General features: G+C 64.0%; 10 protein-coding genes. 4 read left to right on the plus strand and 6 right to left on the minus strand.

The annotated features are described in order from the left end of the window. Positions 1–201 precede the first annotated feature (201 nt). The 4 genes from GTP23_RS02720 (at position 202) to GTP23_RS02735 (ending at position 6,059) form a co-directional block, all read left to right on the plus strand. Positions 202–1,806, plus strand: a complete 1,605-nt coding sequence (locus GTP23_RS02720; protein WP_161033746.1) for a DEAD/DEAH box helicase — start codon at positions 202–204, stop codon at positions 1,804–1,806. A gap of 189 nt (positions 1,807–1,995) precedes the next feature. Beyond that, entirely contained in the window at positions 1,996–2,625 is a 630-nt protein-coding gene (locus GTP23_RS02725) for a PEP-CTERM sorting domain-containing protein (protein WP_161033747.1), read from the plus strand. Positions 2,626–2,756: 131 nt separating this feature from the next. Continuing rightward, the gene (locus GTP23_RS02730; protein ID WP_161033748.1) at positions 2,757–3,950 is read left to right on the plus strand and encodes an alkaline phosphatase family protein; all 1,194 of its coding nucleotides are present in this window, start codon (positions 2,757–2,759) and stop codon (positions 3,948–3,950) included. 99 nt (positions 3,951–4,049) lie between these two features. Next, positions 4,050–6,059 carry an acyltransferase family protein gene (locus GTP23_RS02735; RefSeq protein ID WP_161033749.1) on the plus strand — a complete coding sequence of 670 codons (2,010 nt, stop codon included), beginning with the start codon at positions 4,050–4,052 and terminating at the stop codon, positions 6,057–6,059. A gap of 66 nt (positions 6,060–6,125) precedes the next feature. Here the strand turns inward: GTP23_RS02735 and GTP23_RS02740 are convergent, their stop codons facing one another. The 6 genes from GTP23_RS02740 to GTP23_RS02765 are packed head-to-tail and all read right to left on the minus strand — an operon-like array spanning position 6,126 to position 13,545. Further along, positions 6,126–8,069, minus strand: coding sequence for a DUF7024 domain-containing protein (locus tag GTP23_RS02740; RefSeq protein WP_161033750.1), 1,944 nt, complete (start codon positions 8,067–8,069; stop codon positions 6,126–6,128). Between the two features lie 2 nt (positions 8,070–8,071). After that, entirely contained in the window at positions 8,072–9,424 is a 1,353-nt protein-coding gene (locus GTP23_RS02745; protein WP_161033751.1) for an NAD(P)/FAD-dependent oxidoreductase, read from the minus strand. A gap of 9 nt (positions 9,425–9,433) precedes the next feature. Continuing rightward, positions 9,434–9,817, minus strand: coding sequence for a GtrA family protein (locus GTP23_RS02750; protein WP_161033752.1), 384 nt, complete (start codon positions 9,815–9,817; stop codon positions 9,434–9,436). Further along, positions 9,817–10,779, minus strand: coding sequence for a glycosyltransferase family 2 protein (locus tag GTP23_RS02755; protein ID WP_161033753.1), 963 nt, complete (start codon positions 10,777–10,779; stop codon positions 9,817–9,819). Before GTP23_RS02755 ends, GTP23_RS02750 begins: the two co-directional genes overlap by 1 nt. Then, complete coding sequence (locus GTP23_RS02760; protein ID WP_161033754.1) at positions 10,769–11,455, minus strand: NAD-dependent epimerase/dehydratase family protein; 687 nt, start codon at positions 11,453–11,455, stop codon at positions 10,769–10,771. The genes GTP23_RS02755 and GTP23_RS02760 overlap by 11 nt, the downstream gene beginning before the upstream one ends. Before the next feature lie 23 nt (positions 11,456–11,478). Next, on the minus strand, positions 11,479–13,545 hold the full coding sequence (locus GTP23_RS02765) for a DUF7024 domain-containing protein (RefSeq protein WP_161033755.1): 2,067 nt from the start codon (positions 13,543–13,545) through the stop codon (positions 11,479–11,481). Between the last annotated feature and the right edge of the window lie 59 nt (positions 13,546–13,604).

The following is a 13,604-nucleotide window of genomic DNA, read 5'->3' on the forward strand; positions in this document are numbered from 1 at the left end:
ACACAAACTGGGGTTTTTTAGCGCAGTTGCCGCAATTTAGGGTATAGTTTACGGCGCTTATAGTATCGTGCTCACCGCTTTACCGCTCCGCCGGTTGTTCCGCACTTCCTCCAGGTTGTCCAGTAGCGCCGGGCCGGCCGCGCAAACACGTTGTTAATTGAAGAAAGCTGGGCTGCCCGCCGCAGGGCCGCCACCCACATTATGTCCGAAACCCAACATTTCACCCCGACCGTGTCCGACCCAGTTCTGGCCAGTGTGCCTGTTGCCATCGAGCCTGCGATTGCCGTTGAAGCGGCTGCCGTAGCAACGGTCGCGGTTGAAGTCGCTCCTGCCGCTGTGGCAGTGGCTGTCGAAGTTGTTAACGAAGTGGCTGCCGCGCCTGCCAGCGTGCGCTTTGCCGACTTCGGCCTGTCGCCCCTGATCCAGCGCGCGCTGACCGAGCAGGGCTATGAACACCCGACCCCTATCCAGGCGCAAGCCATCCCCGTGCTGCTGCAAGGCCGCGATGTGATGGGCGCGGCCCAGACGGGTACCGGCAAGACGGCCAGCTTCTCGCTGCCGATTATCCAGATGCTGCTGGCCCATGCCAGCCACAGCACTTCGCCGGCGCGCCACCCTGTGCGTGCCCTGATCCTGACGCCGACGCGCGAACTGGCCGTGCAGGTAGCGGAAAACGTGCAGGCCTATGCCAAGCACACGCCGCTGCGCTCCACCGTGGTGTTCGGCGGCATGGACATGAAGCCGCAGACGGTGATCCTGCGCAATGGCGTGGAAATCGTCATCGCCACTCCGGGCCGTCTGCTCGACCACGTCGAACAGAAGAATATCGCCCTGAATCAGGTGCAGATGCTGGTGATGGACGAAGCCGACCGCATGCTGGACATGGGCTTCCTGCCCGACCTGCAGCGCATCATCAACCTGCTGCCGGCCAAGCGCCAGAACCTGATGTTCTCCGCCACCTTCTCGCCGGAAATCAAGAAGCTGGCCAACACCTTCCTGAACCATCCGGTCACCATCGAAGTGGCGCGCAGCAACCAGACCGCCGACAAGGTGACGCAGGTGGTGTACAAGGTAGCCGAGAACCAGAAACATGCGCTGACTGCACATCTGCTGCGCCAGCGCGAGCTGAAGCAGGTGATCATCTTCTCGAATACCAAGATAGGCGCTTCCCGTCTGGCCCGCGGGCTGGAGCAGGAAGGCATGAAAGCCGTCGCCATCCACGGCGACAAGAGCCAGCAGGAGCGCATGGCGGCGCTGGACGCTTTCAAGAAAGGCGAGATCGACATTCTGGTCGCCACCGACGTGGCGGCCCGTGGTCTGGATATTTCCGACCTGCCGTGCGTGATCAACTACGATCTGCCGTATAACGCGGAAGACTATGTGCACCGTATCGGCCGTACCGGCCGTGCCGGTGCGTCCGGCGATGCCCTGTCGATCTATTCGGACAAGGACGAGCGTCTGCTGGCCGATATCGAAAAACTCATCAAGCAGACCATCAAGCGTGGCGATCTGGCCGGCTTCAACCCGGCCCCTGCCTATGCGGGTGAAGAGCGCGGCGAACGCCGTGGCCGCCGCGACGAAGCGCCGCGCAGCAGCAGCCGTGCCGGCGAGCGCGTGGCACCGCGTACGGGCAGCAGCACGTTTGTTCCGCGCCGTGAAAAAGTCGATCCATGGTTCCTCAAGCCTTACGAGCCTGCCAAGGCGCCTGCGCCCGCCAGCACGGCGACGCTGGGCACGGCGGCGCCAGGCGCGCCCAAACCCAAGCAGAAGCTGGCCTTCCTGCTCGGTGGCGTACCGCGCAGCTAGTCCGCTCCATACTCAGTCCATGCCGCTCGCTGAACCGAGCGGCATTTTTTTTGCCCGAAAAGAAATTCCATAAGACAACATTATTTTCAATTTGGAATCAAAATTGTAGACAGGGCGATTTTGTGGCGATATACTTCAAATATCCATTGAGAAATAATTGTTTACAAATTTCAACTAAAGGGAAAAATCATGCGCTTTATCACCATCGCTAAGTCTGCTGCTGTTGTTGCCGCTCTCGTTGCTGGTCAGGCGTATGCCGCTCCGGTCGAACTGATCACCAACGGCAGCTTTGAAACCCTGAACGGTAACCAGAGCCTGAGCAACGGCAGCTGGAGCATCTACAACAACATCAACGGCTGGCGCGGTCTCGATTACGGTATCGAAGTGCGTAACAATGTGGCCGGCACTGCTTTTGATGGCAAGTATTTCGTCGAACTGGACACCACCTACAATAGCGGCATGGAGCAGGTAATTTCCGGCCTGAACGCTGGCAAGCACTATACGCTAAGCTTCGCGATGGCTGACCGTGCCGGCGTGGCCAGCGCTTCGCAAGGCCTGCAAGTGCTGTGGAACGGCTCCAAAGTAGCCGAATACACCAATGCCAGCGGCTGGACTGTCCAGACTCTGGACGTGGTGGCTGGCCTGGGCTCGAACAAGCTGATCTTCAAGGCGGCTGGCATCAGTGATTCCTACGGCACCTCGCTGGACAAGGTTTCGCTGGTTGCTGCTCCGGTACCTGAACCGGAAACCTATGGCATGCTGCTGGCCGGTCTGGCCCTGATGGGTGCCGTGGTACGCCGCAAAGCACGCAAAGCCTAAGCTGCGGCCGCTGAAGCGGCAGCAAACAACGCGCTGACGGGTGTCGCCACCCGCGGCGCTTTTTTTTATGGGCGGACGCGGACGCGCGGCCGTTACCGTCTTGTCACAGTGTCGTGTTATGGTAGCGTGCTATGAAGAAACTACTTGCCCTGATCCTGCTGCTGGCGGCGCAGAGCGTGCTGGCGCGTCCGGCAGCGCCCCTGATACTGATTTCGATCGATGGCTTCCGCGCCGATTATCTGGAGCGGGGTGTGACGCCCCATCTGTCTGCGCTGGCGGCGCGCGGCGTGCGGGCGCAGGCCATGCGGCCTTCCTTTCCCTCGCTGACTTTTCCCAACCACTACACGCTGGTGACGGGCTTGCGCCCCGACCACCACGGGCTGGTGGGCAATGTTATCATCGATCCGGCCATCCCGGAACGGCACTTTCTGATACGCGATAAACAGGCCGTGCTGGACCGGCGCTGGTGGGATCAGGGCGTACCCGTATGGGTGACGGCCGAACAGCACGGGCTGCGTTCTGCCTCCGTGTTCTGGCCCGGTAGCGAAGCCGATATACAGGGCGTGCGCCCCACGCTGGCACCGCCGTATGACGATGAGATGACGCCCGAGCAGCGGGTCGATCTGCTGCTATCCTGGCTGGACCTGCCGCAGCAGCAATGGGATTTCCTGTCGCTGTATTTCAGCCATGTCGACCATGCCGGCCATGATTACGGTCCCGTAGCCGAGCAGACCATGGCTGCCATCGCGCAGGCCGATCAGGCCATAGGCCGTTTGCTGGCCGGTCTGCAGCAGCGCGGCATACAGGCCAATCTGGTGGTGGTGGCCGATCACGGCATGGCCGCCGTGAGTCCGCAGCGGGTGATACGTCTGGACCAGCTGGCGCCGGAAGGCAGTTACGAGCAGGTGGTGGACGGCCCGTATGCGGGCCTGGATCCGGCAGCGGGGCGGGCGGCCGAGCTGGAAGCGGCCTTGCTCAAGCCCTGGCCGCATATGCAGTGCTGGCGCAAACAGGACATACCGGCACGGCTGGCGTATGGCCGCAATGCGCGCGTGCCGGCGCTGATCTGTCTGGCCGAACCCGGCTGGAGCATAGTCTTTAGCGCCGAGCAGGCCGCCAAAGTTCATGGCGGCCGCCACGGCTACGATCCGGCGGCGCCCGAGATGGCGGCCCTGTGCATTGCCGCCGGGCCCGGACTGCGCAGCGGCATGCTGCTGCCGGCCTTCGATAACGTCGATGTGTATCCGCTGCTGATGCATCTGCTGGCGCTGCCGCCGCTGGCGACCGATGGCCAGCTGACGCCATGGCTGCCGGCCTTGCGCTAGCGCTGCGGCGGGGCTTTTTACAATTCTTGCAATTTACTGCGGCGTTTCCCTGTCTGGGCTGGTTTACAATGAGCGACTTTTCGCTCTGTATCTGTTGCCATGAAACGTGAACCACTGTCCGCCAGCACTGCCGAAGCGCCCATCGTTGCGCCGCCCCATCCGGCCTACCGGCCCGATATCGATGGCCTGCGTGCGATTGCCGTGCTGGCCGTGGTGCTGTTCCATGCCTTCCCCAATCTGCTGCCGGGCGGCTTCATCGGCGTCGATATCTTCTTCATCATTTCCGGCTTCCTGATCGGCAGCATCATCATGGGCGAAATGGCCCAGCAGCGTTTCAGCTTTGCCCGTTTCTACGGGCGCCGCATCAAGCGCATCTTCCCTGCGCTGGCGCTGGTCATGGCCAGCTGTTTTGTGGCCGGCTGGCTGGTGCTGTTCGCCGATGAATTCCGCATGCTGGGGCGCCATCTGATGGCCGGTGCCGGCTTTGTCTCCAACCTGCTGCTATGGAGCGAAGTGGGTTACTTCGATACGGCGGCCGATACCAAGCCGCTGCTGCATCTGTGGTCGCTCGGCATCGAAGAACAGTTCTACATTTTCTGGCCCATCCTGCTGATGCTGGCGCAGCGCTGGCGCCAGCGCGCCTGGCTGTGGGCACTGGTGCTGGGCGGCCTGTCCTTCCTGCTGAATGTGGCGCTGGTACACCGTTATCCGAGCGCGACCTTCTATTCGCCGGCCAGCCGCGTGTGGGAACTGCTGATGGGTAGCATGCTGGCCTATCTGACCCTGCACGGCCAGACGCTGGCCGGACTGCTGCGCGCAGGTTCAGCTGCGGCTACGGCCGCGGCGCCCGCGCCGGCGCCCGGTGCGCAGCGGCGCAATCTGTACAGCGTGCTGGGCATGGCCCTGCTGCTGGCCGGTTTCGTGCTGATTACGCGCAGCCGCGCCTTCCCCGGCTGGTGGGCGCTGCTGCCCACCACGGGTGCCGTGCTGCTGATTGCGGCCGGTCCGCAGGCCTGGTGCAACCGCTATGTGCTGGCGCAGCCGCTGCTGGTGTGGGTGGGGCTGATCAGCTATCCGCTCTATCTGTGGCACTGGCCGCTGCTCTCGTTCGCGCACATCCTGCACTCGGCCCAGCCGGCATGGCAGGTCCGTGGCGTGGCTGTGCTGCTGGCCGTGCTGCTGGCGTGGCTGACCTACCGTGTGCTCGAACAGCGCGTGCGCGCACCGGCCCATAACCGGCGCAAGATCATCGTGCTGAGCGGCTTGATGACGCTGGTGGCTGCAGCCGGCCTGTGGCTGGCGACCCATGCCGGCCTGCCGGCGCGTTCCGGCATCGTGGCCAACGCGGCCTTGCAGAAGTCGCTGATCGTGGTGGAGGATGTGGCCAATGCGGAAGCCTGCAAAACCCGTTATGGTTTCGCCAGCAAGTATGAATACTGCCTGCTCGATCAGGTGAAGCAGGAGCCGACCGTGGCGCTGGTGGGCGATAGCCATGCCTACCATCTGGTGGCCGGCCTGACGCGCTACTACCACGACCATGGCGGCAATCTGCTGATGCTGGGGACGCGCGTGCCCTTCATCGGCCTGCCATCGGGTGACGATCCCTATCAGCAGGCTACGCCGCGCATGCTGGAACTGGCTTTGAATACGGCCAGTGTGCAGACGGTGATCTTCTCGACCGCGCTCAAACTCCATGAAGGTAATCCCGACGGGGTGGCGACGGTGCAGGCTTTGCGCACGACGCTGGAGCGCTTCAGCGCCGCCGGCAAGCAGCTGGTGTGGGTGAACGATGTGCCCATGCTGGACTTCGAACCGCGTTCCTGCATCGGCCGTCCCGGTATGGGGCTGGTAGGGGCCGGGGTGGATTGCACGCTGCCGCGCGCCACCTTCGAGCGGAATACGGCCGGCCATGCCGCCATCGTGGCCCGCCTGCTCAAGGAATTCCCGCAAGTGAAAGTATTCGATACGGCCGCGCCGCTGTGCGATGCCAGCCGCTGCCACGTCATGCTGGACGGGAAGCTGATGTACCGCGATACCCACCATCTGAGCTACGACGGCGACCTGTATGTGGCCAGCACCTATGCACGCCAGCTGGGGCTGGCGCCGTAATCGCCTGCGGGCATAGCGCCGCTGCGCCCGCAGCTTGACTGGCCGGCAGGCTGGGTCGGCGGCAGCCTAGCGGAATTCCAGCCTGGCCAGCATCACGCCCAGCAGGCGCTGGTCTTCCCCTATGCCCAGCGCATGCGGCGAAGTCGCATCGGGCAGCGTCAGGGCCAGTTCCACATCGCCACGCTGGTCTGGCGGCAGTGCCAGCGTGAGCTGCTGCTGCGGGTGGGCGCCATCGAAAACAAATTCCTGCACGGCGCCGCCATTCACGCGCACCTGCACACGCTGGCGCCGCGCTTTTTCCACGAAGGCGGAAGCATGCAGCGTGACGCTGTGTGGCCGCTGGCCGTTCAGCTGCGGCAGCGGACACAGGATGCTGGCGCTGGCCTGTTCGCTCCAGCGCCCCGTAGGTTCGGGGAAGCTGAAGCCACGGAGGGTGCAGGGTGGCGGCAAGGCTTTGTTGCCGAGTTCGATCACCGGCTGGGCGCTTACCAGTTCGCGCGTCATGCATAGGGCATCGAGCATGGGGAATGCCTTGCTGGAGCCGGGCAGGGCACACTGGGTCAGTTTGCTCAGGCTGGAGTTCTGGCCAGTCAGTACTACGCCATCGAGGCGGGCTTCGCTCAAGGGCAGCAGCAGCTGGAAGGCAGCTTCGCGGCTGGTGCGGAAGATGCCCAGACTGTACATGTAATCGAGATAGGTATCGCTGTGCGTCATCTGCAGTACGTAGACATCGCGTGCCGGCGTCTCGGCCAGCAGCAGATCGCGCCGCAACGTGAGCTGGTGCTCGAGCTGGACCAGATCGGAGGCATCGCGCTTCGGCCCTTGTGGCTGTACGGCATAGCAGCACAGGGCAGCCAGCACCGGTAGCAACAGCAGCTGGGTGGCCCAGCGTTCGCTGCGGCCGAGGCGCGGCGCGGTATTCCAGTTGCGCAGCATGGGCAGTAGTGCCACGAGCAGCAGCAAGGCCGTGTCTAGCGCGAAGATGTGCTTTTTGACGGCGTATTCGGAGCCCTGGCCCAGCTTCAGCGCCACCAGCTGCATCACGCACATGCCGCTGACGGCCACGCCATACAGGGCCAGATACTTGAGACCCAGCGCCTGACTGCCTTGCGCAGGCTGGGCCTGTGCCAGGGCACGCCAGCGCCATGCCAGCAGCGCGGCCAGCGCCAGCACGGCCAGTGCCAGCAGCGCCATGCTTTTCATGTTGTGGATATAGGCCAGATCGAGCACGCCATTGTTGGCGGCGATTTCCTTCATACCGATATAGCTGGGGTGCTTGACGAAGACCAGCGCGCCCAGCACGGCCAGTGCCGCGCTGCTGCCCAGCTGGCGCAGCGTGGGGCGGCGCTGGCACAGGTCCAGCAGCAGGCTGGCGCCGAGCAGACCCAGTAGTTCGGAAGCGGGCAGCAGATGCACCAGCGCCACTAGTGCGATGCCGGCAATGATGAACAGGTGGCGGCACCATGCGGGCGCGCCGCGCTGTTCCAGTACCAGTACGCCCAGCAGCACCAGCGCTGCACCGGCATGGCCGACCAGCTGGGCATAGAAGTAATAGCCGCCGATTTCGCTGGCGTGTACGAACAGGTGCAGGCTGGCGCTATTGCCCAGCGTGAGAGCGGCCAGTAGTAGCGCGCAGCACCAGGCGGCGCGCTGCGGCAATGCCAGCAGTACGGCGCTCAGCGCAGCCCAGATGATGGCGATCGACAGCCCGCCCAGCAGCTGCATGCCGGCCAGCGGTGAGCCGAGCAGCTTGCCCAGCAGTGCCGCCAGCTGGTGCGAACCGCGCGGGTAGAAATTCATCTCGCCCAGACTGCGATCGATGCCGGGCGGGAGCGACCAGTCCTGATACAGCCTTGCCGTCAGGGCGTAGTGGTGGCCCAGATCGGTGGAGTGGGCATACAGCGCATCCATCCCGTTCAGTACCAGCGGCAGCAGGGCCAGCACCAGCAGGAGCAGCATCCACGGGCGCAGGCTGTCCGGGCTGCGCGTGGGTTCGGGATGGTGAGCCATGATCAGCGCTTTCCGCCCAGCCGTGCCAGCAGGGCCTGCGCGGCAGCGCGGCCTTCGCGGATAGCGTAGTTGGTGCCACGGTCCTCCGGATAGATCTGCGCCATGGTGCTGATGCGGGCATTGGCAAACGGCGTTTCGGCGGCCGGCACATACGACGAGTAATTGCGTTCCGTGACCGGCTGGGCATAGTCGGCGCGCCAGATCTGGTAGTCGCGGATCCAGTCGCGCTGCATGGCCGGGAACATGCGCTGCAGATGGCTCAGGGCGAAGTCCAGATAGGCTGCGTCGTCCATGGACCATAGCGGGTCTTCCTTGGCCAGATAGCGCGACAGGAAGACGATGTGCTTGCCGTCGTAGTTGGCCGGACTATCGAAGTTGGTATGCTCGATTACGCCGACGAAGGGGAAGCCGGGATCGTTGACGTTGAGCCAGTAGGTATCGGACAGGCTGCGGTCCAGCTGCAGTACCAGACAGGCATTGGCCAGATACTTCACGCGGCGCAGGCTGGCCAGCCAGTCGGCCTTGGCGCTGTTCTGGAAAATGTCGGCGATGATGGGCAGGGCCGGCGTGAACAGGAATTCGCGCGCCGTGTAGCTGCCTTGCGCCGTCTGCACGGCCTGTACCTGCTGGCCGTCGGCCGACAGGCCCAGACCGCTGACAGGGGCGCCATACTGCACGCGGCCGCCGAGGCGGGTGATTTCATCGGCCATGGCCTGTGCCAGCCGGCCGAAGCCGCCCTTGAAATAGGCCAGCTGTTCGCCACCCTTGGCGTCGCGCGTGCTGCCGCGCAGTACCAGCTTTTTCCACATCCAGACGGCGTTGATGGCATCGGCAAAAATGCCGAACTTGTTTTCGATCAGCGGCTGCCACACGATGCGGTAGACGTTCTTGCCGCACAGGGGTTCCAGCCATTCGCGTATGGTCAGGTGTTCGATGGCGCGCCAGTCCTTGACGCTGCGCACGCGCAGCACCAGCAGGCCGAGACGGATACGGTCGATCAGCGAGAGCGGCTTGAAGCGCAGCAGGTCGAGCGGGGTGGAGAGGCGCCAGTGGCGGCCGTTGAAATACATGCCGGTCTTGGATGGCATGATCTGGATCTGGCCTTCCAGCCCCAGTTCGCGCACCAGCTGGGGCACATAGCTATCGTTGTCGAACCAGTGGTGGTAGAACTTTTCGATGGTCACGCCATCGCGGAACTGGAAGGTGCCGGCCAGGCCGCCCGGGCCGCTGTCGCCGTCGAGCACCAGCACGCGCTGGCCGGCGCGGGCCAGATCGAGGGCGGCACTGAGACCGGTGAAACCTGCGCCGACGATGGCGACGTCGTAATCGGGAGTGGTATTTTGCTTAGCAGTCATGGAACAAACTCAGTTGGCAGGCGCGGCTTGCGCGCTCTGGAAAGTAAAGCGGCGGTTGAGGGCGAACTGCAGCACCACCACCATGGGCAGGGTCAGCAGCTTGGCCAGACTTTTATCGAGGCCAGCCTGCTCTACCAGCAGCCACAGTAATATGGCCGATGCCGTGTAGCCCACCGTGGCCACGCCGAGGAACAGGGCCAGGCGCTGCAGCACGCGGTCGCGCTGGCGGAAGGTGATGATGCGGTTGAGCGTAAAGCTGAGCAGGGTGCCGGTCAGGTAGCCCAGCACATTGGCGGCCTGATACCACATGCCGCTGCTGATGCTGAGGTGGTAGACCAGATAGTCGCTCGATACGCCTAGCCCGCCGCACAGGCAGTAGAGGATGAACTGCATTACGCGTCCTCCGCCGGCAGGCCGACCGTGGCGCCGATCACATACTGGGGCCGGCCGTTCAGGGTGAGCAGCACGCGGCCCAGATATTCGCCCAGCATGCCCAGCGCCACCAGCTGCACGCCACCGATGATCAGCACCGTCACGATCAGCGAAGACCAGCCGATAGGCATGCGGTCCAGCGTGAACTTCTGGATGATCAGCAGTATGGCCAGCACAAAGCCCAGCCCCGCCATGGCCATGCCGGCGAACGAGGTCAGACGCAGTGGCACGATGGAGAAGCTGGTGGCCATTTTCAGCCACAGGGAGATGGATTTTTTCAGGCTGTAGCCGCTGTCGCCGGCAAAGCGCGCATGGTGCGCCACCGTGACGCTGCCGATATTGCGCGTGGCCGACAGGATCAGTCCATCCACATACACATACGGACCGTGGTAGCGCAGCACATCGCGCGCGATGCTGGCACGCATGGCGCGGAACGGCGACAGGTACAGGCCCTTGGGCTTTTTCATCAGATAGCTGGCCACCTTGTCATTGAGGCGGCTGCCCAGCAGCTTCCACGCCGCGTGCTGGCGCTGGGCGAAGCTGGCGTAGACCACGTCGCGTCCCCGGTCCAGTTCCGCCAGCAGGGTCGGTATGTCGGATGGCGCATGCTGCAGGTCGTCGTCCATGGTGACGATGACGGCTCCGCGCGCACGTGCCAGACCGGCCATGATGGCATTGTGCTGGCCGGCGTTCATGCGCAGGTGGATGCCGCGCACCCAAGGGTATTGTACCGAGAGTTCGGTCAGTACCTGCCAGCTGCGGTCGGGCGAGCAGTCGCACACGAAGATGGCTTCATAGCTGCCGCGGATGGCGGGCAGGCCGTCGAGGGTGTCCTGCAGGCGGCTCACCAGTTCCGGCAGCACCAGTTCGCTGCCGTACACGGGAATCACCAGCGACAGGGCGAGAGAGGTTTCAGTGGCCATAGTATTTGCGGATCAGGTTAATGATGTAGTCGGAACCGAATTCCAGACCGATGGCGCGCGCTGCTGCCATCGACAGTTCGACGTCGAGCTGATAGTGGTCGCCCGCATCGACTTCGGTGTAGTTGGCGCGCTGGCCCAGCACCTGCTCGAAAGTATGCACGAGTTCGGGCACGGGCACGGAAAACGGGCAGGCCACGTTGGTGATCACGCCGTCGGCCCAGTGGTGGTCGATCAGCTGGGCGACGATGGCGGCCACGTCTTCCACGTCGATCAGATTGCGCCAGGCGCGCAGCCAGAGCTGGAACGGTTTGCCTTCGGTGATCTGTTCGTTCAGGTAGTTGGTCAGCGTGTAGGGATTGGGCGTGCTGCCCACTACCTGCGGCAGGCGGATGATGGCCATCTGCCGGCTGCGCGCCGTGATCAGGGCTTCCATGGCGCGCTTGTGCTGCACGTAGGGGGTGTGGGCCAGTTCGGCATCGTGTACCGAGCAGCTGCTGAAATACACGGTGAACAGGTCAAGTTTCAGTGCCTCTTCCAGCATGGCCTGTTCGCGTGCATATTCTTCTGCACGGGTTTCGCGCGAATTCGAGACGCCGGAAGCGAATACCAGTACGTCGTCGCGCAGGCGGAAGTGGGGCGCGCAAGCCTGCGCCAGTAAGCCATTACCAATAATCATGGGGTGTTTTTAGTTGTTCTGTTTCAGGGAGCGGCAGGGCGTTCAGCAATGCGCAGGTTTATCAGGCCCAGCCCCAGCGCGCGCGGGTCGTTGCCCTGACCTTGCGATTGCGGAGTGGTGGGATGGGGTATGGTCAGTTGCAGGCGGCGCTGCTGGCCGTCCGTATCGAACTGCAGCGTGACATCCTGTTCGCTATCGCTGGCATTCAGGCGGAAGCTCTGCTGCTGGCTGCCGACGCGGGCAATCACAGTGGCGCCCACATTCGGTCCGTAAGCGTGGCCGCGCAGCTGGATGGTCAGGCGCTGTGGCAGCGGCTGGGCAAATTCCAGCTGCACCGTGTCGCCCAGGGTCCAGCTGCCCCAGTGTTCGGCATCACCGAGGCCGCTGCTGGCGGCCAGCACGTTGCGGTCCGGCTGTTTGAATTCTATGGTGTGCAGCAGCTTGCTGCGCGGCGGCAGGCGCAGCAGGCTATAGCCGGGGCCACTGCCTTGCACGGCCAGCTGGGCCGGCAGCGCGTGCTGGCCCACCACCAGCAGCCAGTCGCTATCGCCGGGCGCTTGCGTCAGGTCCAGCGGCGCACCGGGCTGCAGGCGCACCATGCCGACGTCGCGCTGGTCGACATGGAACATGGCACGGTAGATGCCCGGCACTTCGGCGCCGGCGATACTGAGGCTGGCCCGCTGGGCCGGCGTCAGTGCCTGATGGGCGTAGCGGCCGGCCAGATCATAAGGGCTGGGCTGTTCGGCGCGGCTCAGGATGGCGCGGGTCTGCAGCTCGCCGACGATGCAGTTGAGCGGAGTGAGCACCAGCAGAAAAGCCAGCAGGGCCAGACGGGGGCGGCTTACCCACAGCAGCAGCAGCGGCAGTTGCAGCCAGCCGACCCAGCGCATGGGCTGGCTCAGTTCCGGGCCATCGATGAACGAGGGATGGAAGTGGGCCGGCAGCCAGAACTGGGCCAGCAGCAGGGCTGCGGCCAGCGGCAGTGCGCACAGCAGGCGCACGTTGCGGCGCACTTCCGGCGCAGCCAGCAGACCGGCACTACTCAGCAGCATCAGGGGGAAGACAAAATCGTAGTAGCGCAGGTGCATGCGTTCACCTTCGCCGGCGGCGGCGCTGGCGATGGAGCCCGTGTAAGCCACCGTCATGGCCAGCGCCGCACCCAGCATCAGCACGGTGTACAGCGTCAGTCTGGCTGCGCCGGGGATGGCGGCGCGCTGGGCCGGACTGCAGGCCAGCGTCAGCATGGCGGCGATGGGCAGGGCATACATCAGCGCGAGTCCCAGCAGGTGGCCCTGCAGGCTATGCCAGGCAGCTGCCAGCACGGGCAGCAGATGGGCGAAGCCGCTGCTGTTGCTGGCATGGCCGCCATAGAAACTGCCCAGCAGACTCAGACCGGCTTTGCCGGCCAGCAGATAGCCCAGGCCCAGTTTGACCGCCAGCAGGCAGGCGACAGTGATGATGGCGCTGGCCGGCAGCAGCAGGGGCAGTACGCGCCAGCCACTGCGACGCCAGCTGCAGTACCAGATGAAGGCCAGTAGTGCCGGGGTGAGGAACAGGGCGTGCACCTTGATCAGGCTGAGTGCCCCGAGCAGGGCGCCACCGAGCGCGGCGACGGCCAGATCGGGCCACTGGCCATGGCGCGCCAGCACGGCCCAGCTGAGCACACTGAAGCCGAAGAAGTAGCTCGCTTCCGGCATGAAGTAGACCGTGTAGCTATTGAACGGCGCCAGTACGGCCAGCAGTGCCAGCGCTGCTGCCAGCGGCGCGCTGCAATAGCGCCGCCCCGTCAGATACAGGAAGGGCACGGCGCCCACCAGCAGCACGGCATTGCCGATGCGGGTGCACTGCAGGAAGGAGTCGCCGCAGGCATTGGTCAGGCCGAACAGGGCCAGATACAGATAGGATGGCACGATGGCTTCGGCCAGCGGCTGCAGGCGGGCGTAGCTGCTGTAGCTCCATTCATCCATGAAGATCAGCGGATAAGCTGCCTGATTCCGCCAGATCAGAATGAACAGCACCAGCAGCGCCAGCGCCGTGAGTAGCGGCGCGACGTGAGAAGGGGCCGGCGTAGTAGGGCGCAGGGCGGACATGAGAGAGCTGATTCGGTTACGGGACACTGTAAATTATACCAATATTATTTATAAACTAA

Source organism: Duganella fentianensis, assembly GCF_009857835.1.
In the GTDB taxonomy this organism is placed as follows: Bacteria; Pseudomonadota; Gammaproteobacteria; order Burkholderiales; family Burkholderiaceae_D; genus Rugamonas; species Rugamonas fentianensis.

Coding starts and splice junctions, on each gene's coding strand:
- GTP23_RS02720 (WP_161033746.1), top strand. CDS start 202: ATGTCCGAAACCCAACATTTCACCCCGACCGTGTCCGACCCAGTTCTG.
- GTP23_RS02725 (WP_161033747.1), top strand. CDS start 1,996: ATGCGCTTTATCACCATCGCTAAGTCTGCTGCTGTTGTTGCCGCTCTC.
- GTP23_RS02730 (WP_161033748.1), top strand. CDS start 2,757: ATGAAGAAACTACTTGCCCTGATCCTGCTGCTGGCGGCGCAGAGCGTG.
- GTP23_RS02735 (WP_161033749.1), top strand. CDS start 4,050: ATGAAACGTGAACCACTGTCCGCCAGCACTGCCGAAGCGCCCATCGTT.
- GTP23_RS02740 (WP_161033750.1), bottom strand. CDS start 8,069: ATGGCTCACCATCCCGAACCCACGCGCAGCCCGGACAGCCTGCGCCCG.
- GTP23_RS02745 (WP_161033751.1), bottom strand. CDS start 9,424: ATGACTGCTAAGCAAAATACCACTCCCGATTACGACGTCGCCATCGTC.
- GTP23_RS02750 (WP_161033752.1), bottom strand. CDS start 9,817: ATGCAGTTCATCCTCTACTGCCTGTGCGGCGGGCTAGGCGTATCGAGC.
- GTP23_RS02755 (WP_161033753.1), bottom strand. CDS start 10,779: ATGGCCACTGAAACCTCTCTCGCCCTGTCGCTGGTGATTCCCGTGTAC.
- GTP23_RS02760 (WP_161033754.1), bottom strand. CDS start 11,455: ATGATTATTGGTAATGGCTTACTGGCGCAGGCTTGCGCGCCCCACTTC.
- GTP23_RS02765 (WP_161033755.1), bottom strand. CDS start 13,545: ATGTCCGCCCTGCGCCCTACTACGCCGGCCCCTTCTCACGTCGCGCCG.